This is a genomic window from Azoarcus sp. L1K30, assembly GCF_018122735.1.
In the GTDB taxonomy this organism is placed as follows: Bacteria; Pseudomonadota; Gammaproteobacteria; order Burkholderiales; family Rhodocyclaceae; genus Parazoarcus.
Window position 1 is genome coordinate 2,318,105 of record NZ_JAGRRD010000001.1, and the last position, 19,836, is coordinate 2,337,940.

Here is a 19,836-nt window from a genome sequence, read left to right on the forward strand (position 1 = left end):
CGACCGACAAAAACATGCAAAGCACACTCGGGTAGAATCCCGAACTTTAACCGGAAATGGCCATGAACCAATACCTCGATCTGATGCGGCACGTGCTCGAGCATGGCGATGAGAAAACCGACCGCACCGGCACCGGCACGCTATCGGTGTTCGGCTGGCAGATGCGATTCCCGATCAGCGCCGGCTTTCCGCTGCTGACGACCAAGAAGCTGCACACACGCTCGATCATCCACGAATTGCTGTGGTTTCTGCAAGGCGACACCAACATCCGTTACCTCAAGGACAACGGCGTATCGATCTGGGACGAGTGGGCCGACGCCAATGGCGACCTCGGGCCTGTATATGGCAAGCAATGGAGACGCTGGGAAGCGGCCGACGGACGCAGCATTGACCAGATCACGCAGTTGGTGGAGGCCTTGAAGCGCAATCCCGATTCGCGCCGGCACCTGGTCTCGGCCTGGAACCCGGGCGAAGTGGATCGCATGGCCTTGCCGCCTTGCCATGCCCTGTTCCAGTTCTATGCCGCAAACGGCAAGCTCTCGTGCCAGCTCTATCAGCGCAGTGCGGACATCTTTCTCGGCGTGCCGTTCAACATTGCGTCATACGCGCTGCTGACGCAGATGGTCGCGCAGGTGTGCGATCTGACGCCGGGCGATTTCATTTGGACGGGCGGCGACTGCCATCTCTACCTGAACCATCTGGATCAGGCGCGCGAGCAGCTGTCCCGTACGCCTCGCCCCCTGCCGACCATGACCCTGAATCCCGCCGTGAAGGATATCTTCGCGTTCCACATCGACGATTTCACATTGAGCGGCTACGACCCTCACCCGCACATCAAGGCGCCGGTGGCCATATGAGTACCATCTCCGAGGTCGTACTGATTGCGGCCGTCGCACGCAACGGCGTCATCGGCAACGAAAACGCGCTTCCGTGGCGACTGAAAGCCGATCTGCAGTATTTCAAGACCGTCACCAACGGACACCCGGTACTGATGGGACGAAAGACATGGGAGTCGCTCGGACGTCCCCTTCCCGGACGGCGAAATCTGGTGATTACGCGCAACCCTGACTACCGTGCCGATGGCGCGGAGGTCTATGCCAATCCCGACCTGGCACTTCAGGCACTGGACGGTCAGCCGCGCGTCTTCGTTATCGGCGGCGCCGAGATCTACCGACAGATGCTGCCATGCGCGACCACGCTTCTCCTGACGGAGGTGGCCGCAGCGGTGCAGGGTGACGCGCATTTTCCCGAGTTCGATCGCGAAGTTTTCGTCGAAACCAGCCGCCGCCCGCAGGTGGCGAACGCCGACAATGAACATGCATTCGATTTCGTCGAGTATCGACGACGGCATTGACCCTCGAATCGCATGTGAAATGAAACGGGGCCGCATGCGGCCCCGTTTCATGTATTGCAGCGACGCCGCCCACCCTCACTCGGCGAGAACGCAGTCCACACAATAGTGGCCGCTTTCGCCCTTTACCAAGCCGTGGATGTCAGTCTCGAACCCGGGGAAGCGTCCGTTGAAATCGCGCGCAAAGCGCAGATAACGAACGATGGTGGCGTTGAAGCGCTCGCCCGGGATCAGCAACGGGATACCCGGCGGATACGGCGTGACGAGCATCGCCGTTACCCGCCCCTCGAGGTCCTCGATCCGGACACGTTCGATCTCACGATGTGCCATCTTTGCAAATGCGTCGGTAGGCTTCATCGCCGGCACCATGTCCGACAGGTACATCTCGGTGGTCAGGCGCGCGACGTCGTGCGCCTTGTAGAAGCTGTGAATTTCGTTGCAAAGATCCTTGAGACCGACCCGCTCGTAGCACGGATGCTTGGCAATGAACTCGGGCATCACACGCCACAGCGGCTGATTACGGTCGTAATCATCCTTGAATTGCTGCAGCTCGGTCACCATGGTGTTCCAGCGCCCTTTGGTGATGCCGATCGTGAACATGATGAAGAACGAGTAAAGCCCGGTCTTCTCTACGATGATCCCGTGCTCGGCCAAGTACTTGGTGACGATGGCCGCGGGAATTCCGTTGTGATCGGAGAAGTCGCCGTCCATGTCCAGACCCGGCGTGATGATCGTCGCCTTGATCGGATCGAGCATGTTGAAGCCGGGGGCGAGCTCCCCAAACCCGTGCCAGCGCTCGCCGGCCTTGAGCATCCAGTCCTCACGCTCGCCGAGCCCCTCCTCGGCAAGGAATTCCGGCCCCCAGACCTTGAACCACCAGTCCGAGTCGCCGAACTCCGCCTCCACCTTTCGCATTGCACGCCGGAACTCGACCGCTTCCGACAGGGATTCATTGACCAGGGCCGGCCCCCCCGGCGACTCCATCATCGCCGCAGCGACATCACACGAGGCGATGATCGCGTATTGCGGCGACGTCGAGGTATGCATCAGGTAGGCTTCATTGAAGATATCCCGATCCAGCTTCCGGGTCTGGGAATCCTGCACCAGAATCTGCGAGGCCTGCGACAGACCGGCCAGCAGCTTGTGCGTGGACTGGGTCGAGAAGACCATGGACTCCTTGCAGCGCGGCCGCCCCTCTCCGATGGCGTGATAGTCCCCGTAAAAATCATGGAACGCCGCATGCGGCAACCAGGCTTCGTCAAAGTGCAGCGTGTCGATCTGACCGTCAAGCATGTCCTTGATCGTCTCGACGTTGTACACCACGCCATCGTAGGTGGACTGCGTGATCGTCAGGATGCGCGGCTTCTTGTTCTTGGCGACGCGTGCGAACGGATTGGCTTCGATCTTGCGCTGAATCGTCTCCATCGAGAACTCTTCGAGCGGGATGGGGCCGATGATTCCATAGTGGTTGCGCGTCGGCGTCAGGAACACCGGAACGGCACCCGTCATGATGATCGAATGCAGTATGGACTTGTGGCAGTTGCGGTCCACGACGACGATATCGCCGGGCGCGACCGTGGTGTGCCACACCATCTTGTTCGACGTCGACGTGCCGTTGGTGACGAAATACAAGTGGTCGCAGTTGAAGATCCGCGCCGCATTGCGCTCGGACGCTGCCACCGGGCCGGTGTGGTCGAGAAGCTGACCGAGCTCATCGACCGCATTGCACACATCGGCACGCAGCATGTTCTCACCAAAGAACTGGTGGAACATGTGGCCGACAGGGCTCTTCAGGAAAGCAACGCCACCCGAGTGCCCCGGGCAGTGCCAGGAATAGGAACTGTCGGCAGCATAATGAACCAGTGCCCGAAAGAACGGCGGCGACAGCGATTCGAGGTAGTTACGTGCCTCACGTACCACATAGCGCGCGATGAACTCCGGCGTATCCTCGAACATGTGGATGAAGCCGTGCAATTCGCGCAGTACATCGTTCGGGATATGTCGCGCGGTGCGGGTTTCACCATGCAGGAAAATCGGGATATCGGCATTGCGAAAGCGGATTTCCTCCACGAACGCGCGCAGTCCGGAGATCGCCTCCGTGGCGGCCTCCGGCGAGGAAAACTCCTCGTCGTCGATCGACAGGATGAATGCGGAGCCGCGGCTTTGCTGCTGCGCAAACGAAGTCAGGTCACCATAGCTGGTGACCCCCAGCACTTCGACCCCTTCCCCTTCAATGGCTTTCGCCAGCGCGCGAATTCCGAGCCCGGACGTATTCTCGGATCGGAAATCCTCATCGATGATGATGATCGGAAATTGGAATCGCATCCTTCAGGTCTCCAGCGGGGTGCACGTGCGGGCAATCGGGGATGATACCCCGTCAATCATTGCCCGCTTGTTACCGGACATGTTCAATAAAGGCAAAGGGGCCGCAAGCCGGCCCCGTGCAGTACGTGCGGCTGAACCAACACTCAGATCTTGGGCAAGGTCACGCCGGTCTGCCCAAAGTACTTCCCGCCACGATCCTTGTACGAGGTCTCGCACACTTCGTCGGACTCGAAGAACAGCATCTGCGCGATGCCCTCGTTGGCATAGATTTTCGCCGGCAGGGGCGTCGTGTTCGAGAACTCGAGGGTCACGTGGCCTTCCCATTCGGGCTCGAGCGGGGTCACATTGACGATGATGCCGCAACGCGCGTAGGTGCTTTTGCCGAGACAGACCGTCAGAATGCTTCGCGGAATACGGAAGTACTCGACGGTACGCGCGAGGGCAAAGGAATTGGGGGGAATGATGCAGACGTCGCCGGTAAAATCGACGAAATTGCGTTCATCAAAGTCCTTGGGGTCTACGATCGTCGAATTGATGTTGGTGAAGATCTTGAATTCGTTGGCGCAACGAACGTCGTAGCCATAGCTCGACGTACCATAGGACACGATCTTTCCGCCGTCATTGACCCGCACCAGATCCGGCGCGAACGGCTCGATCATGCCTTGCTGTTCGGCCATGCGGCGAATCCACTTGTCGGACTTGATGGACATGAGACTGAGTTCCCTGTGCGGCAAGCCGGATCATCCGGCCGCGTAAAATCCGCGTAGTTTAGGGCAAGCGCTGCCGATGCGAAAGCAAGCGGCAGCGCAAAATTCGCTCAGGTGTTCTGGATCACGATGTTGGGGAACTTGTGCGTCATGTCCTTGGCCTTTTCAGCAATGCTCACCGCTACCTTGCGCGCAATCGACTTGTAGATCGAAGCAATCCTGCCGTCCGGATCGGACACCACGGTCGGCGCCCCCTGGTCGGCTTCCTGGCGAATCTGGATGTCGAGCGGCAGGGCCCCGAGAAAGGGAATGCCGTAGTCGTCGCACATCGACTGCCCGCCACCGGCGCCGAAGATATGCTCCTCGTGACCGCACTTGGAACAGATGTGAATGCTCATGTTCTCGACCACACCCAAAATCGGCACGCCGACCTTCTCGAACATCTTCAACCCCTTGCGCGCGTCGAGCAGGGCGATGTCCTGCGGCGTGGTCACGATCACCGCGCCCGTCACCGGCACGCTCTGCGACAGCGTGAGCTGGATGTCACCCGTACCCGGCGGCATGTCGATCACGAGATAGTCGAGGTCCTTCCAGTGGGTTTCCTTGAGCATCTGGTTCAAGGCCTGGGTCGCCATCGGCCCACGCCACACCATGGGCGTATCGACGTCGATCAGGAATCCGATCGACATGGCCTGCAGGCCGTAGGCCTCTAGCGGCTCCATCGTCTTGCCGTCGAGCGATTCAGGACGACGGTCACCGATGCCAAGCATCTGAGGCTGCGACGGGCCGTAGATATCGGCATCGAGCATGCCCACACGGGCGCCTTCCGCCGCCAGCGCAAGCGCCAGATTGGCCGCGGTGGTACTCTTGCCGACCCCGCCCTTGCCGGAAGCGACGGCAATGATGTTCTTGACCCCGGGAAGCAATTTCACGCCCTGCTGAACCGAATGCGCCACGACCTTGCTGGTCACACCGATATCCACACGCCCAATGCCAGTCACGCTCGACAATGCGTCGACGAGCATTCCCCGGATGAGATCATGCTGACTCTTCGCGGGATAGCCGAGCTCGACGTCGAAGCGGACGTCCGCACCGCTGATGGCGAGATTGCGGACGCAGCGCGTCGACACGAGATCCTTACCGGTATTCGGATCAATCACGCGCTTGAGCGCTTCGGTTACAGCTTCCTGGGTGAGACTCATCTCGGATTCCTTCAAAATCGGTCCATCCGCCACGTGCGGGATCGACGCAAATCATACCGGACACTGACCATTCCCTCACCCTCGCCAGCGGAAGGGTTTCCATTTTCTTGCGGATCGACTCAGACACCACCTTCACATCACACATTACTGATCAATCATGCCCAAAAGTGCGCTCGCCCATCTTCGCCAGCAGACTCTTCTCCCGCTCTGCCTTGGCGCATTCGTCGTCACCGCCTGCTCCACCCCCGCCCCGCCTGGCGATCTCGGCGCCACGTCGACGACCACTGCGCCGGTCACGCACCCACGGGCCGTGACCAACAGTGCGTGGGCGCAGTTGCAGCAGCGTCTCAACGGCGTACTGGGCAACGTTGCAGACGCCGAAGTCAGCGCGCCGACCCTCACCAGCCTGCATCTGCGCATCCCCGTCTCCAATGGCTTCGACTCGGGAAGCGCCGAGGTTCGCCCGCAGCTTGCGGCCATTCTCGACAGTATCGTTCCCACGTTAAAGGACTACCCCGAAGTCGCACTTCAGATCGTAGGACACACCGATAGCGCCGGCAGCGAGATGTACAACCTGAAACTCTCGATCAAACGCAGCGAAGCGGTGATGGAATACCTGCGCAAGCGGGGTGTGGCGCTGGATCGCATGTCGGCCGACGGCAAGGGCGAGGCCGAGCCGATCGCGAACAATGCCCATGAGGCCGGTCGCGCCCGCAATCGCAGGGTCGAGATTCATCTGAAAGCGCTGGAATAGCCCCCCCGCCATTACCTCGGTCCGGTCATCCCGCCAATGAGCGATACCCGCACCAGGCGCGCTGCTTCTTTTGGGCCGTACGTGCATCCTTGCGCAGGAGAGGCGGCCGGCTTTGCTAAACTCTCGTCTTTCGATTCACGCAAAGTCACCATGTCGCGCAAGATTCTCGTTACCAATGCACTGCCTTATGCCAACGGCGACATCCACCTTGGCCACCTCGTCGGCTACATCCAGTGTGATATCTGGGTACGCTACCAGCGCATGCGCGGCAACACCGTGCACTACGTGTGTGCGGACGACACCCACGGCACGCCCGTCATGCTGCGTGCCGAGAAGGAAGGCGTCACGCCCGAAGCGCTCATCGCCCGAGTGCATGGCGAGCACTTGCGCGACTTCACCGACTTCGGCGTCGCCTTCGACCACTACCATTCGACGCACACCCCCGAAAACCGCGCTTACGCCGAAGACATCTACGGCAAGCTGAAGACCGCGGCACTGATCGATACACGGTCGATCGAACAGTTCTACGATCCGGTCAAGGAAATGTTCCTGCCCGATCGCTTCATCAAGGGTGAATGCCCCAAGTGCGGCGCCGCGGACCAGTACGGCGACAACTGCGAAGTCTGCGGAGCCGCTTATGCACCCACCGAACTGAAGAACCCCTACTCGGCGGTATCCGGCGCCAAACCGGTCCTGCGCTCGTCGGAGCACTACTTCTTCCGTCTTTCGGATGACCGCGCGGTGGCCTTCCTGCGTGAATGGACGCGCGGCAGCAACGCCAGCGGCGTCAAGCGCTTGCAAGCCGAAGCCGCGAACAAGATGAACGAATGGCTGGGCGAGGACGGCGAGAACAAGCTCTCCGACTGGGATATCTCGCGCGACGCCCCCTACTTCGGCTTCGAGATTCCGGGCGCGCCGGGCAAGTATTTCTATGTATGGCTGGATGCACCGATCGGTTATCTCGCCAGCTTCAACAAGCTCGCGCAGATACGCGGCGACATCGTCATCGAGGATTTCACCGATGCGGCGCGCGCTGAAGCCAGCGCCACCGAAATGGTGCATTTCATCGGCAAGGACATTCTCTACTTCCACGCGCTGTTCTGGCCCGCGATGCTCAAGTTTGCCGGCTACCGTACGCCGAGCCAACTGTGCGTCAATGGCTTCCTCACCGTTGACGGCGCAAAGATGTCGAAAAGCCGCGGGACCTTCATCACCGCGCGCTCCTACGTCGAGCAGAAGCTCAATCCCGAGTGGCTGCGTTATTACTTCGCGGGCAAGTCCAACGGCACCATGGAAGACGTGGACCTCAACCTGGACGACATGATTGCCAAGGTAAACTCGGACCTCGTCGGCAAGTTCGTCAATATTGCCAGCCGCTGCGCAGGATTCGTCACCAAGCGTTTCGAAGGGCGTCTTGCCGCGACGGATGCGGCAGCAACCGCGGCATTTGCCGCAGCCTGGGCGTCGGGGTCGATCGCGACCTGTTACGAAGAGCGCGACTACAGCCGCGCCCTCCGCGAGATCATGCATCTGGCCGATCTGGCGAACCAGTATGTCAACGAACACAAGCCGTGGGAACTGGCCAAACAGGAAGGGCAGGAAACGCGGCTGCACGAGGTATGCTCGACCGCATTGACCATGTTCCGCGACCTCACCCGCTATCTCAAACCGGTCCTGCCGGCACTGGCCGAAAAGGTGGAGGCCTTTCTCGCCATTGCGGACCTGGACTGGCATGGCGACTGGATCGCGCTGCCCGCCGGGCACACGATCACCCCCTATGCCCACCTGATGACCCGCATCGAGCGCAAGCAGATCGATGCCCTGCTGGACGCAAACCGCGAGTCCCTCGCACCGGCTGCCAGCGCGGCCCCCAAGGCAGACGCGGACACGTCGTCGCAACAGCGTCATGCGGAAAAACAGCAACATGCCGCAGCCGCAACCGAAGCTGCGGCTGCACACATCTCGATCGACGATTTCACCAAGGTCGACCTGCGCATCGCGAAGATCGTCGATGCCAGCCATGTCGATGGCGCGGACAAGCTGATCCGCCTTCAACTCGACATCGGCGAAGATCGGCCGCGACAGGTATTCGCCGGTATCAAGTCGGCCTATGACCCGGCCACACTCGTCGGACGACTCACCGTCATGGTGGCCAATCTCGCACCGCGCAAGATGAAATTCGGCATGAGCGAAGGCATGGTGCTGGCCGCATCGGACCCGGACGGCAAGACTGGTGGCCTCTACATCCTGGCGCCGGACAACGGCGCCACCCCCGGCATGCGGGTCAAGTAAGCCGATGCCACTGACGCCCTCCAAACGCTGGATTGCGCTGCGACGCGCCGGCAGGGGGCGTCTGTCTCCGTAAGCGTATTCATCACCACGCCGACCGACCCGTATGCGGAGACAACATGAAGATCAGGTTTCGCCCCAAACTGCTCGATACCCTTCCCGGGTACGGGCGCAGTACATTCGTGCAGGATCTGTCGGCGGGGATCACCGTCGGCGTCCTGGCGCTCCCCTTGGCCATGGCGTTCGCCATCGCCTCCGGCATGTCCCCCACGGCCGGCATCTGGACGGCCATCGTCGCCGGCCTGCTGATCTCGCTGCTCGGGGGCTCCCGGGTACAGATCGGCGGTCCGACCGGCGCATTCATCCCCATCATCTATGCCATCGTGGTCGATCACGGGGTACAGAACCTGCTCATCGCCACCATGATGTCCGGCGTCATGCTGCTGGCGATGGGGGCCTTCCGGCTCGGCAGCATGATCCGCTTCATTCCGCTGTCGGTCGTCATCGGGTTCACCAACGGCATTGCCGTGGTGATCTTCATGTCGCAGATCAAGGACTTCCTTGGCCTGAAAATCGAAAATCTGCCCGGCGAATTTTTCGGCAAGGTCTCCGCACTGTACACGGCGCTCCCGACGCTGCATCTGCCCACCATCCTCGTGGCCGCCTCGTCGCTTGGCGTGCTGTTCCTGTGGAACCGACAGGCCACACGGACGGCATGGATGAAGCGCCTGCCCGGGCCGCTCGCGGTGCTGATCATCGGCACCCTGGCGAATGCCGTCTTCAATCTTCCGGTCGATACCATCGGCAGCCGCTTTGGCGGCATTCCGCAGGAAATCCCCCACTTCGGCCTGCCCGAACTCTCGCTCGGCACGCTGGGCAAGCTGATCGCACCGGCGCTGACCATCGCCCTGCTGGGCGCCATCGAATCACTGCTGTCGGCGCGAGTGGCCGACAGCCAGATCGATGACCGCCACGACCCCAATCAAGAACTGATGGCGCAGGGCATCGCCAACTTCGTCGCCCCGCTGTTCGGCGGTTTTGCCGCAACCGGTGCGATCGCACGCACCGCCACCAACATCCGCACCGGTGGCTCGACACCGGTCGCGGGGATCGTTCACGCGCTGGTACTACTGGCCATCGTACTGGTACTCGCCCCGTTTGCCAGCTTCATACCGCTCGCCACTCTGTCCGCAATCGTCGTCGTCGTCTCGATCAACATGGGAGAGTGGCACGCCTTCGCACCCAGCCAGCTTGCACGCTACACCCTTGCCTACCGCACGATTCTGCTCGGCACCTTCTTCGTCACGGTCGTGTTCGACCTGACGCTGGCGGTGGAGCTGGGCATGCTCATGGCCAGCCTGTTCTTTATCTATCGCATGTCGGACCTGACCCGTATCGAACGCATTCCGCTGGAAGAGCACTACGGCGTTGCAGCCCTGACGCGTGCCGACGGCACGCCACGCATTCTGGCCTACCGCATGTTCGGCAGCCTGTTCTTCGGTGCCGCGAACAAGCTGGAGAACCTGCTGCTGATGCAGGACGGTCACCCTGACGTCGTCATTCTGGATACGGACAAGGTGATCAATATCGACACCACCGGCCTCGACATCCTCCAGACCCTGCACCGCAACCTTAAGAAGCGCGGCGCCGTGCTGATCCTGTGCGGACTGAACTCGCAGCCCGGCTCGCTGGTGTTCCGTTCTGGTTTTCTGGAGCAACTGGGCGACGACAACGTCACCGGCAACATCACCGAAGCGCTGATCCGCGCCCAGTCCATTCGCGGCTCGGGCCCCGAGATCGCCTACACCTGAGACCGGCCGGGCGGGCACCCGCTCACGCCGAAACCCGCTCGGCGGCGGCCCGGTAGTGACGCTGCGCATCTTCAGGCCGCTCGAGCTGTTCGAGCAGGCGCGCCAACGCGAGGTGGGTCTCCACCGCAGGCGCGAGATTGAGTGATGCTTCCAGATAGCTCTGCGCCTTGCCCCACAACTGCGAGGCGATGCACAAGCGTCCGAGGGCAAACAGCAACCCAGCATCCCGCGGGTGCTGCTTGAGCCAGGCCTCGGCCTTGGCCAGACAGGCATGCGCATCGCCCTCGCCCTCGCCGCAATAGGCGTAGAGCTTGGCGATACTGTCGTCCCACTCCGCATCCAGCAGGCGTTCCAGTGTCCTGCGCGCCAGCGCGCCCTGACCGGACGCAGCCAGCAGCGGTACGGCACGCTCTATCAGACGGCGATCGGCCAACTCCTCGGCGGGGATTTCGGTCCAGAGGCGCGCCAGTGCGGCACCGTCCCCTGCGCACTCCTGCAGGCGTTCGACGTGCGCGCGGCGCAGCAGGGGCGCCGCCTGCTCGGCCGACAGCGCCTTGTGCTTGCGCAGCTGCCGCGTCAGCTTCAAGGCCTCTTCCCAGCGATTGAGTGCAGACGCGACGCGCAGCGACAGCCTGAGCGCGGCAATGTGCCTGTGCCCCGCCTGCTTGAGGGTATCGAGCTTCTCCGCCGCTTCGGTGAAGCGGCGCTGCTCGATGGCCAGTTCGGCCTCGGTCATCAGTCGCGCCACACGCGCGTCTTCGCCCTGGTCCGCCGCGCGTCCGATCCAGATCCGATAGCGGGTGTCATCGTGCAGGGCATGGGCAGCACGGGCCGCGACCAGGGCTGCCATGGCCTGACTCTCCCCGGAGGAGAAGGCCGCCGAGGCGAACTTGAGCGACTGCGTAAAGCGCCCCTCAAACAAGGTTCTCAAAGCGTCGCGCAGCGCCTGTCCCGCCTTTTCGCGCTTGCGACGCTCGCGCCACTGGCCAACCGCTGACGGCAACGCGAGCGTGCGACGAATCAGGCGAACAAGCAGATATACAAGCAGGAATCCCAGCACGAGGAGCAACAGCAGCAGGTTCAGCGACAGCTGCGCCCGCCATGGCGGAAACACCACCAGCACATAGCCGTCATTGTGGCCGGCCAGCATCGCCGCACCGGCGGCAAGGGCAAAGATTGCGATGAGCCAGATCAACGAACGCATGTCGTGGCCCTCAACCTTGCGGTGCCGCAGCCGGCTTGTCGCCGGCAGGGGCTGCTGGCGCGGGCTGCGCAGCCGGCTTGACGGGTATCTTGGGCACGGCATGCGCGGGTGCCGATTGCATGGTGGGAGCCGGGCGCGACTGCAGCAAGCGCAAAGCAGCAAAGCTGTTGGTCAGCCCCTTGCGCTCGATATTCACCGGCATGGCCTCAAGTGCGCGCAACTCCGCAAGTGCCGCAGTCACCCGCTCGTCACGCACGTTGAAGAAGCGTTCGACCCAGCTCCGTGCCTGCGCCAGGTCAGCCGCGTAGGTCCTTCCGTCATGCGCAAGCAGCGCAAGGCGCGCCGTCAACAATCTAATCTTGAGGTTCTCGCGCAGAAAGGTGCTTTGCGCCGGCGCCAGCAGTACCGGCTCGGCAGCCGGATCGAGCCGCTCGATACGGACCAGTCCGCGGATGTCGTGCCATACGTCCAGCGCGAGCTGCTTGGCAAAATCCAGTGCGGGAATACCGCCGCTGTGCTCGACCTGGACGCGCTCCCCGGCATTGCCCTGGAGCTCACCGGTAAACGCGAGAGGCATTTCATCGGCCCGTTCGAGCAATTGCTCCAGGCGCAGCGCCATACCCGGCACATCCACCACCGGTATCTGCTTGAGCGCATCGATGTCGCTCACCAGCGCACGACGCAGTGGCGCGAGCTGGCCCCGATCCTGCATCGCAAGTCGGGTCTCGGCGCCCTGCAACGCAATCAGGGCGGACTCGACGTTGCCCGCCAGCTGCAATTGCTGGGCGGCGATCGTGACCGCCTGCTCGACTTCGGCAACGACACTGTCCTCGCGCGAACTGGAAAACTGCTGATAGAGCGTTTCCAGCGCTGCCGCCTGACCCTCGGTTTCCTCGACCTTGGACTCGAGGGCACCAAGCTTGCCCTGCATGCCCGAGATCAGCTCCTGCTGCTGACGCGCAATGGCCCGCGCTTCGGTGGCAACGGTATCGCCCTCGGCCAGGCGGCGAGCGAGTTCCTCGCGCAACCCGGCAGCTTCGCCGCGAACCTGCCACGCCTGCCAGACCGCGCCTCCAGCGACGCCCAACGCAACAAGCGCGAGCAAGATGGCCCATCCAGCGCCGCCGCGCTTGCCATCCGCGGTGGTCGATCCGGTGGTGGCAGCGCGCGCTGACACGGGTTCGGGGGCCGCTCCTGCATGCGAAGCGGAAGACATGTCCGCCTCCTGGGGCGGCTGAGTAAGCGCAGGCGTTTCTTCTTTCATGCCGAGAGTTTAACCAAAGTAGGAAATAATCGTGCGCAATGATCCGTCGTCGCCGGCTTCGGCCTCGACCACCCGTGCGAATCCGAGCTGCCTGCACTGCGCAGCAATCCGAGGATGCGATGCAAAAACCGGCGTATTGTCGAACAACTGTACGTTGGCCGCACCGATGATCGCCACCAGGTTTCGTGCGCCCTCGCTGCTGCTCAGCATCAGCGCATCGACGACATGCCGACGCAACGACTCAAGCAGCAACGCCGGACTGGTGTCCGGACAGAAGCGTCGATAGCAACTTAAATACTCGACCTCTGCCCCGCGCGCAACAAGGGTTTCACCCAACAGATCGCGCCCGCCATCGCCACGCAGTACGAGAATGTGTCGCCCCCGCACCGCTTCGGCCGCAAACGCCGGCAGGGCCAGAACGGATTCGGAGTCAAAGCCGGCGTCCGGCGAAATCACCTCATCGAACCCGCGCGCCCGAAGCGCCCTTTCGCTCCCCTTGCCCACCGTCGCCACCTTCAGCGATGACGGCCACTCGCGCGCCTGCAGGATTGCGTCGAGAGCGTAATCGACCGCATTCGGACTGACGAAGAAAGCCATATCGAACGCATCGAGGCGTTGCGCGACGCTGACGATGGCCGAGCGATCCAGCACAGGTGAGATCCCCAGCACCGGAAAGCAGAGCGCCCTGCCACCAAGCTTCTCGATGGCCTTGCACAATTCAGCCGCCTGGCCGACAGGCCGGGTCACGACGATGGTTCGCCCGTTCAGGGCATGCGCGAAGGGTGCGGTTTCAGTCATCCCGACCGCCGCCCTGAATCAACCCACCTCAGCCAGAATGTCTTCTGCGCCCTGGGCCCGAAGGTCTTCGGCCAAGGCCTTGCCAAGCGCATCGGCATCCACCACAGCCCCTTCACGCTCAGCTCGAATGATGCGGCTGCCGTCGGGCATGGCGACGAAACCGCGCAGCCACAACACACCGTCGCGAACCTCTGCGTAGGCACCGAGTGGCACCTCGCAACTACCCGCCAGCGCCCGTGCGACAGCGCGTTCCGCGCGCACGCAGGCCGACGTATCGGCATCGTTGAGCGGTTGCAGCCAGCGCAAGACGTCGGAACGCGAAGCAAGGCACTCGATACCGAGCGCGCCCTGCCCTGCTGCCGGCAGCGATATCTCGCTCGGCAGCAGGGCGCGCACCCGTTCGCCCAGCCCCAGCCGCTTCAGGCCTGCAGCGGCGAGGATGATTGCGTCGTACTGCCCCTCGTCGAGCTTGCGCAGCCGGGTATCGAGGTTGCCGCGCAGGCTGGTGACGGCAAGGAAAGGATATTGCGCATGCAGCTGCGATTCACGGCGCAGTGACGACGTCCCCACCACGGCCCCCGGCGGCATGTCTGCCAGCGACTCGTAGCGATTGGAAACAAAGGCGTCGAGCGGCACCTCGCGCGCCGAAATGCACCCCAGCGTGAATGCTTCGTCCAGCACCATGGGCACATCCTTCATCGAATGCACGGCGATATCGGCCCGGCCGTCGAGCAGCGCGGTCTCAAGCTCCTTGACGAACAACCCCTTGCCCCCAACCTTCGCCAGAGGCCGGTCGAGGATCTGGTCACCGCGGGTGGTCATGCCCAGAAGCACCACCTCACAGGCGGGATACAATGCCTCGAGGCGCGCCTTGACATGCTCCGCCTGCCAGAGGGCAAGCCGGCTTTCACGGGTGGCGATGACAATTCGTTCGGGGGCGGAGGTCAAGGAAGAACCGGACGCGGAAAGGCTCACGATAGGAGGACTCATGCTGGAGGATCAATTGCCATGCTGCTGAACGCCAGGATTTGCCGCATCGCAGCATCAGGGTTCGCACCAATGGCGCGATGGCTGGTCACGATTCTAGCATGCGTACCCATGGGCCTGAGCGCAGCCCAGTCGCTGCCGCTGGCGGAGAACTTCGCGGCCGATGCCATTCGCCTCAAGCAGGACGCCAAGCCGGTGCTTGTGCTCTTCAGCCAGCGCGGATGCACCTGGTGCGAGGAAGCGAGGCGTTACCTGGTGCCGATGTCCACTGCGGCGGAGTCGCGGGACAAGGCGCTCTTTCGCCAGATCGACATCGACTCGGATGCACCGCTCGTCGATTTCGACGGCTCAGGCAGCACGCATCGCGCCTTTGCGCGAAACAGGAATATTCGCCTGACGCCCACTGTCGTGCTGTATGCGCCGGACGGCTCTGCGCTGGGCGATGCAATCGTCGGCATGCGCTTGCCGGACTTTTATGGACAATACCTCGTCAATGCAATCGAGGCAGGCCGCGCCAGGCTGAACAAGCTGCCCCACTAACCCTCCAACCCTCCCTTCGACCCTGACCGCTCATGACACAAGACAAGGACGCGCCCCTGCGCGAAGACATCCGCCTGCTCGGCCGCCTGCTCGGCGACACGGTGCGGGATCAGCACGGCGAATCGAGCTTCGAGCTCATCGAACGCGTCCGCCAGACATCGGTGCGCTTTCGCCGCGACGACGATCTTGCCGCGAGACGCGAACTCGAGGGCATTCTCGATGCGCTGTCGCGCGAGCAGACGATCCAGGTCGTGCGGGCGTTCAGCTACTTTTCTCACCTCGCCAACATTGCCGAGGACCAGCATCATATTCGCCGCAGCAGGGCGCATCTGCTGGCGGGATCGGAGCCGCGCGAGGGCAGCCTCGAATATGCCATCGGCCGCACGCTGGCGGGCGGCGGGGAGACCCCGGCATCGCTCCTGGCCTTCTTCGACACCGCACTGGTGTCTCCGGTGCTGACCGCGCATCCGACCGAAGTGCAGCGCAAGAGCATTCTCAACTGCCAGACCGTCATCGCCCGCCTGCTCGACGAACGCGACCGCATGCAGCTCACGCCGGAAGAGGCCGACCACAATCTCGACGCCCTGCGCCGCGCCGTCCTCACCTTGTGGCAGACACGCATGCTCCGCCCCGCCCGCCTGTCGGTGATCGACGAAGTCAGCAATGGCGTATCCTACTTCGAAAGCACCTTCCTGAGCGCATTGCCGCGCCTGTACGCCAGCATCGAGGATCGCCTGTCCAAGGCCGACCCGGCCTGTGCTGCAGCCGAGATCCCGCCCTTCCTGCAGGTGGGCAGCTGGATCGGCGGTGATCGCGACGGCAACCCCTTCGTCACCGCCACCGTGCTCGAACAGGCGCTGACCATGCAGGCCGCGGCAGCGCTGGGCTACTACCTCGACGAGTTGCACACGCTCGGCTCGCAACTGTCGCTGGCGCTCGGCCTGGTCAGCGCCTCGGATGCCCTCCTCGCCTTGGCCGATCGTTCGCCGGACAACTCGCCCCATCGCAGCGACGAACCCTATCGGCGCGCCATTTCGGGCGTCTATGCCCGTCTCTCGTCCACTCACCGTGCGCTGCTCGGCACCGACCCGATCCGCCACGCGGTGGCCGACGCGCCGCCCTATCCGAACGTCGAGGCATTGCTCGCGGATCTCGACATCCTGCACCGCTCGCTGCAGGCCAATGGCAGTGCGGCGCTGACACGCGGGCGCCTCCGCCATCTGCGCCGCGCCGTGCGCGTATTCGGCTTTCACCTGGCACCGATCGACCTGCGCCAGAATTCGGACGTGCATGAGAAAGTCATTGCCGAACTACTCGAGGTCGCGCGCCCGGGCACGGCCTACCTCGAGCAGGACGAAGACCGGCGCTGCGCCATCCTGCTTGAGGAACTGGCGACGGCAAGACCCCTGGCCTCGCCACATGTGCGCTATTCCGACGACTCCGAATCGGAACTCGCCATCTTTCGCGCGGCCCGCGCAGCGCACCTGCGATATGGCAAGGCCGCCATCCACAACTGCATCATTTCCAAGACCGACAGTGTGTCGGACCTGCTCGAACTGGCAGTACTGCTGAAGGAAGCGGGCCTGCTGCGGCCGCTCGAGAATGCACTTGACGTCAATATCGTGCCCCTTTTCGAGACCATCGACGACCTCGAAAACGCAGCGGACATCATGGAGCGCATGTTCTCCATCCCCCTCTACAGGATGTTGCTGACCGAATCCCGCGGCGACACCCAGGAGGTGATGCTGGGCTACTCGGACAGCAACAAGGATGGCGGCTTCCTGACCTCGGGCTGGTCACTGTACAAGGCCGAAGGCGAACTGATCGACACCTTCGCCCGCCACGGCGTGCGTCTGCGCCTGTTCCACGGCCGCGGCGGCTCCGTCGGTCGCGGTGGCGGTCCCAGCTACCAGGCCATCCTGGCGCAGCCCGAAGGCGCGGTCCAAGGGCAGATCCGCCTCACCGAGCAGGGCGAAGTCATCGCCGCCAAGTATGGACACCCCGAAGTGGGCCGCCGCAATCTCGAGGTCCTCGTGGCCGCCACGATCGAAAGCAGCCTGCGCCCGTCCGGCGCCGATGCGACCCCGACATCCTATCTGGAGACCATGCAGTCACTGTCCGACACCGCTTTCCGGACATATCGCGGACTGGTGTACGAAACACCCGGGTTTGAACAGTATTTCTGGGAGTCGACGGTGATCTCGGAGATTGCCGGCCTGAACATCGGTTCGCGCCCGGCCTCGCGCAAGAAGGGCACCCGCATCGAGGATCTGCGCGCCATTCCCTGGGTGTTCTCGTGGTCGCAATGCAGGCTGATGCTGCCGGGCTGGTTCGGCTTCGGATCCGCGGTGAAGACGTGGCTCGCCGCCCATCCCGACAAGGGCATGGCGCACCTGCAGGCGATGTACCGCGACTGGTCATTCTTCTCCACGCTGCTTTCCAACATGGACATGGTGCTGGCCAAGACCGATCTCGCCATCGCCTCGCGCTACGCCGCGCTGGTCAAGGACGCCACGCTGCGCACCAGCATCTTCGACCGCATTCGCGCGGAGTGGAAGGACACCATCGAGGTCCTGCTGGCGATCACCGGCCAGGACGAACTGCTGGCCGCCAACCCCTTACTCAAACGCTCGATCCGCAATCGCTTTCCGTATCTCGACCCGCTCAATCACGTCCAGGTCGAGCTGCTGCGTCGCCATCGCGAACAGGATGGCGACGAACGCCTGCGCCTGGGCATTCACATCTCGATCAATGGTGTGGCGGCGGGGCTGCGCAACAGCGGCTAATTAGCCGGGAGATGCCTGCAACCCGAGCGCCTGCCTGACGACCGGCCATTGCCGGCGGCTGACCGGCAGGCGCTCGGCATTGTCCCGCAGCAGGATCTCCCAATGCGCATCGCCCTCACCCTCACCGACTCGCTGCGCGCCACCGATGGCCGCGCGGGCAACGAGACAATTGCGGTGGATGCGCACGAAGCGTCCGGGAAACTCCTGTTCAATCTGCACCAGGGTTTCATCCAGCAGGTAGTCGCGGCCATGCGCGCGCGCAGTGACGTATTTCTGCTCGGCGCGCAGATAGACGACATCCGCCACCGACAGCAACACGATACGCCCGCGCTCACTGATGCTGAAATGCTGGCGCTCACCCGGCGCCAGGCCTGAAAGTACGTCGTCCGAAGGCATCGCACGCCTGACCTTTTCCAGCGCCGTCGCCAGGCGCTCGGCCCGCACCGGCTTGAGCAGGTAGTCGATCGCCGCCACGTCGAACGCTTGCAGCGCATATTCGTCGTAGGCCGTAGTGAAGATCACTGCCGGGGGCGGTTGCAGGCGCGCCAGATGACGCGCCAGTTCGACGCCGTCCATGGCCGGCATGCGGACATCGGCCAGCACTACGTCGGCCTCGACCTCTTCGAGCAGACGCAGCGCCTCTACACCATTTGCCGCCATGCCCACGATCCGGGCCGGATGCGTTGCAGCGATATCGCCCAGCACATCGCGCAGGCGCGCCCGGGCCGGCGCTTCATCGTCGACGATCAGGATGCGTAACGGCGACACGTGCATCACGCCTCCTTCCTGAACGGCAGGCGCACGCGGACACGGTAACGCCCGTTGCTGCCGTCGCTCTCAAGACTGGCCTCGAGGTCGTAGAACAGCATCAGGCGCTCGCGAATGTTGTCGACGGCCATATGGTTGCCAGCACGATGGGCGCTGGGATTGTGCGATTCGTTTTCCACTTCGAGCCACAACTCGCCCCCACGCCGCCCGATCCGCACGACCACCTCGCCCGCCTCGAGTGCAGGCTCGACCCCGTGATAGACGGCATTCTCGAGCAAGGGCTGCAGCAACAGCGGCGGCACCAGGGCCTTGCACAGGGCGCCCCCGTCGGCCGGTGCGGGACCGACCTCCCAACGCACCTGCAGGCGCTCGCCAAGACGAAGCTTCTCGAGCTCGAGGTAGCGCTCGCACAACGCGATCTCGTCGCCTAGCGGCACCAGTTCGCGATTGTCACGCATGAACACGCGAAACAGATCGGCCAACTCCTCCAGCCCGCGCTCTGCGCGCCGCGGATCCGAACGGATCACGCCGAGCACCCCGTTGAGCGTATTGAACAGGAAGTGGGGACGAATGCGCGCGGTCAGGGCCAGCAATCGCGCCTCGGTCAGCGCGGGCGAGTACCGCCTGCTGCGATAGTCGAAATACATCAGGCACACACCGGCCGCACCCAATGCCCAAGCCAGCCAGCGCAACAGGCTGCCGTTTTCGCTCCGCAGCAGAAACGGCCAGGTGCCGAACACGGCGACGACGACGATTCCGCATGCGGCCGCCGTCGCCGGCAGCGAGCGCATCGATTGCAGCCGCGGCGACAATGCGTAAAGCAGGAGCAAGGAGACAAACAGCGGCAGTTCGACTCGTCCGGCCATCAGGACCAGCGCTGGCGCGATCAGCCCAGGATCATCCACACGCACCAGCACTGTCAGCACCGCAAGCAGATTCACCACCACCAGGACGCGCAGCATCACCCCCAGATTACGGAAATCCGGCAGGGCGGGAAGAACGGGCTGATCGGGCTTTTGCTTTATACTTTCCATTGCTCGAGCGGTCTTA

General features: G+C 63.1%; 16 protein-coding genes. 7 read left to right on the forward strand and 9 right to left on the reverse strand.

Annotation, left to right across the window (positions count from 1 at the left end):
• The first annotated feature begins 62 nt into the window (after positions 1–62).
• Both J5J83_RS10625 and J5J83_RS10630 read left to right on the forward strand, forming a co-directional pair.
• On the forward strand, positions 63–857 hold the full coding sequence (locus tag J5J83_RS10625) for a thymidylate synthase (protein WP_212348908.1): 795 nt from the start codon (positions 63–65) through the stop codon (positions 855–857).
• Positions 854–1,354 (forward strand): dihydrofolate reductase, encoded by a 501-nt coding sequence (locus J5J83_RS10630; RefSeq protein WP_212348910.1) that lies wholly within the window; start codon positions 854–856, stop codon positions 1,352–1,354. Before J5J83_RS10625 ends, J5J83_RS10630 begins: the two co-directional genes overlap by 4 nt.
• Positions 1,355–1,429: 75 nt before the next feature.
• On the opposite strand, the gene J5J83_RS10635 is transcribed toward J5J83_RS10630, so the two are convergent.
• The 3 genes from J5J83_RS10635 to apbC all read right to left on the reverse strand — a co-directional run bounded on the left by J5J83_RS10635 (position 1,430) and on the right by apbC (position 5,585).
• On the reverse strand, positions 1,430–3,676 hold the full coding sequence (locus J5J83_RS10635; protein WP_212348912.1) for an arginine/lysine/ornithine decarboxylase: 2,247 nt from the start codon (positions 3,674–3,676) through the stop codon (positions 1,430–1,432).
• 143 nt (positions 3,677–3,819) lie between these two features.
• Positions 3,820–4,386 (reverse strand): dCTP deaminase, encoded by a 567-nt coding sequence (dcd, locus tag J5J83_RS10640; RefSeq protein ID WP_212348914.1) that lies wholly within the window; start codon positions 4,384–4,386, stop codon positions 3,820–3,822.
• Positions 4,387–4,493: 107 nt separating this feature from the next.
• Positions 4,494–5,585 carry an iron-sulfur cluster carrier protein ApbC gene (gene apbC, locus J5J83_RS10645; RefSeq protein WP_212348916.1) on the reverse strand — a complete coding sequence of 364 codons (1,092 nt, stop codon included), beginning with the start codon at positions 5,583–5,585 and terminating at the stop codon, positions 4,494–4,496.
• Positions 5,586–5,742: 157 nt separating this feature from the next.
• Between apbC and J5J83_RS10650 the strand changes: the two genes are divergently transcribed.
• The 3 genes from J5J83_RS10650 (at position 5,743) to sulP (ending at position 10,439) form a co-directional block, all read left to right on the forward strand.
• Entirely contained in the window at positions 5,743–6,339 is a 597-nt protein-coding gene (locus J5J83_RS10650; RefSeq protein WP_212348918.1) for an OmpA family protein, read from the forward strand.
• Between the two features lie 150 nt (positions 6,340–6,489).
• Positions 6,490–8,631, forward strand: coding sequence for a methionine--tRNA ligase (metG, locus tag J5J83_RS10655; protein ID WP_212348920.1), 2,142 nt, complete (start codon positions 6,490–6,492; stop codon positions 8,629–8,631).
• Between the two features lie 116 nt (positions 8,632–8,747).
• The gene (gene sulP / locus J5J83_RS10660) at positions 8,748–10,439 is read left to right on the forward strand and encodes a sulfate permease (RefSeq protein WP_212348922.1); all 1,692 of its coding nucleotides are present in this window, start codon (positions 8,748–8,750) and stop codon (positions 10,437–10,439) included.
• 22 nt (positions 10,440–10,461) lie between these two features.
• Here sulP and J5J83_RS10665 read toward each other — a convergent pair whose 3' ends face one another.
• From J5J83_RS10665 to hemC, 4 genes are read right to left on the reverse strand one after another with little or no spacing between them, the layout of a single operon-like run.
• Positions 10,462–11,643, reverse strand: a complete 1,182-nt coding sequence (locus tag J5J83_RS10665) for a heme biosynthesis HemY N-terminal domain-containing protein (RefSeq protein WP_212348924.1) — start codon at positions 11,641–11,643, stop codon at positions 10,462–10,464.
• 10 nt (positions 11,644–11,653) lie between these two features.
• Positions 11,654–12,859, reverse strand: coding sequence for a uroporphyrinogen-III C-methyltransferase (locus J5J83_RS10670; RefSeq protein ID WP_249115682.1), 1,206 nt, complete (start codon positions 12,857–12,859; stop codon positions 11,654–11,656).
• A gap of 57 nt (positions 12,860–12,916) precedes the next feature.
• A complete protein-coding gene (locus J5J83_RS10675) occupies positions 12,917–13,705 on the reverse strand; it encodes a uroporphyrinogen-III synthase (RefSeq protein ID WP_212348928.1) in 789 nt (262 codons plus the stop codon).
• 18 nt (positions 13,706–13,723) lie between these two features.
• A complete protein-coding gene (gene hemC / locus J5J83_RS10680) occupies positions 13,724–14,695 on the reverse strand; it encodes a hydroxymethylbilane synthase (RefSeq protein WP_212348930.1) in 972 nt (323 codons plus the stop codon).
• A gap of 108 nt (positions 14,696–14,803) precedes the next feature.
• On the opposite strand from hemC, the gene J5J83_RS10685 reads away from it, so the two are divergent.
• Positions 14,804–15,232 (forward strand): thioredoxin family protein, encoded by a 429-nt coding sequence (locus tag J5J83_RS10685; RefSeq protein WP_212348932.1) that lies wholly within the window; start codon positions 14,804–14,806, stop codon positions 15,230–15,232.
• A gap of 32 nt (positions 15,233–15,264) precedes the next feature.
• Entirely contained in the window at positions 15,265–18,018 is a 2,754-nt protein-coding gene (gene ppc, locus J5J83_RS10690; protein ID WP_212348934.1) for a phosphoenolpyruvate carboxylase, read from the forward strand.
• On the opposite strand, the gene J5J83_RS10695 is transcribed toward ppc, so the two are convergent.
• Together J5J83_RS10695 and J5J83_RS10700 are read right to left on the reverse strand one after the other, a co-directional pair.
• Entirely contained in the window at positions 18,019–18,792 is a 774-nt protein-coding gene (locus J5J83_RS10695; protein WP_212348937.1) for a LytTR family DNA-binding domain-containing protein, read from the reverse strand. It lies immediately after the preceding gene.
• Positions 18,792–19,820, reverse strand: coding sequence for a sensor histidine kinase (locus J5J83_RS10700; protein ID WP_212348939.1), 1,029 nt, complete (start codon positions 19,818–19,820; stop codon positions 18,792–18,794). The genes J5J83_RS10695 and J5J83_RS10700 overlap by 1 nt, the downstream gene beginning before the upstream one ends.
• Positions 19,821–19,836: the final 16 nt, after the last annotated feature.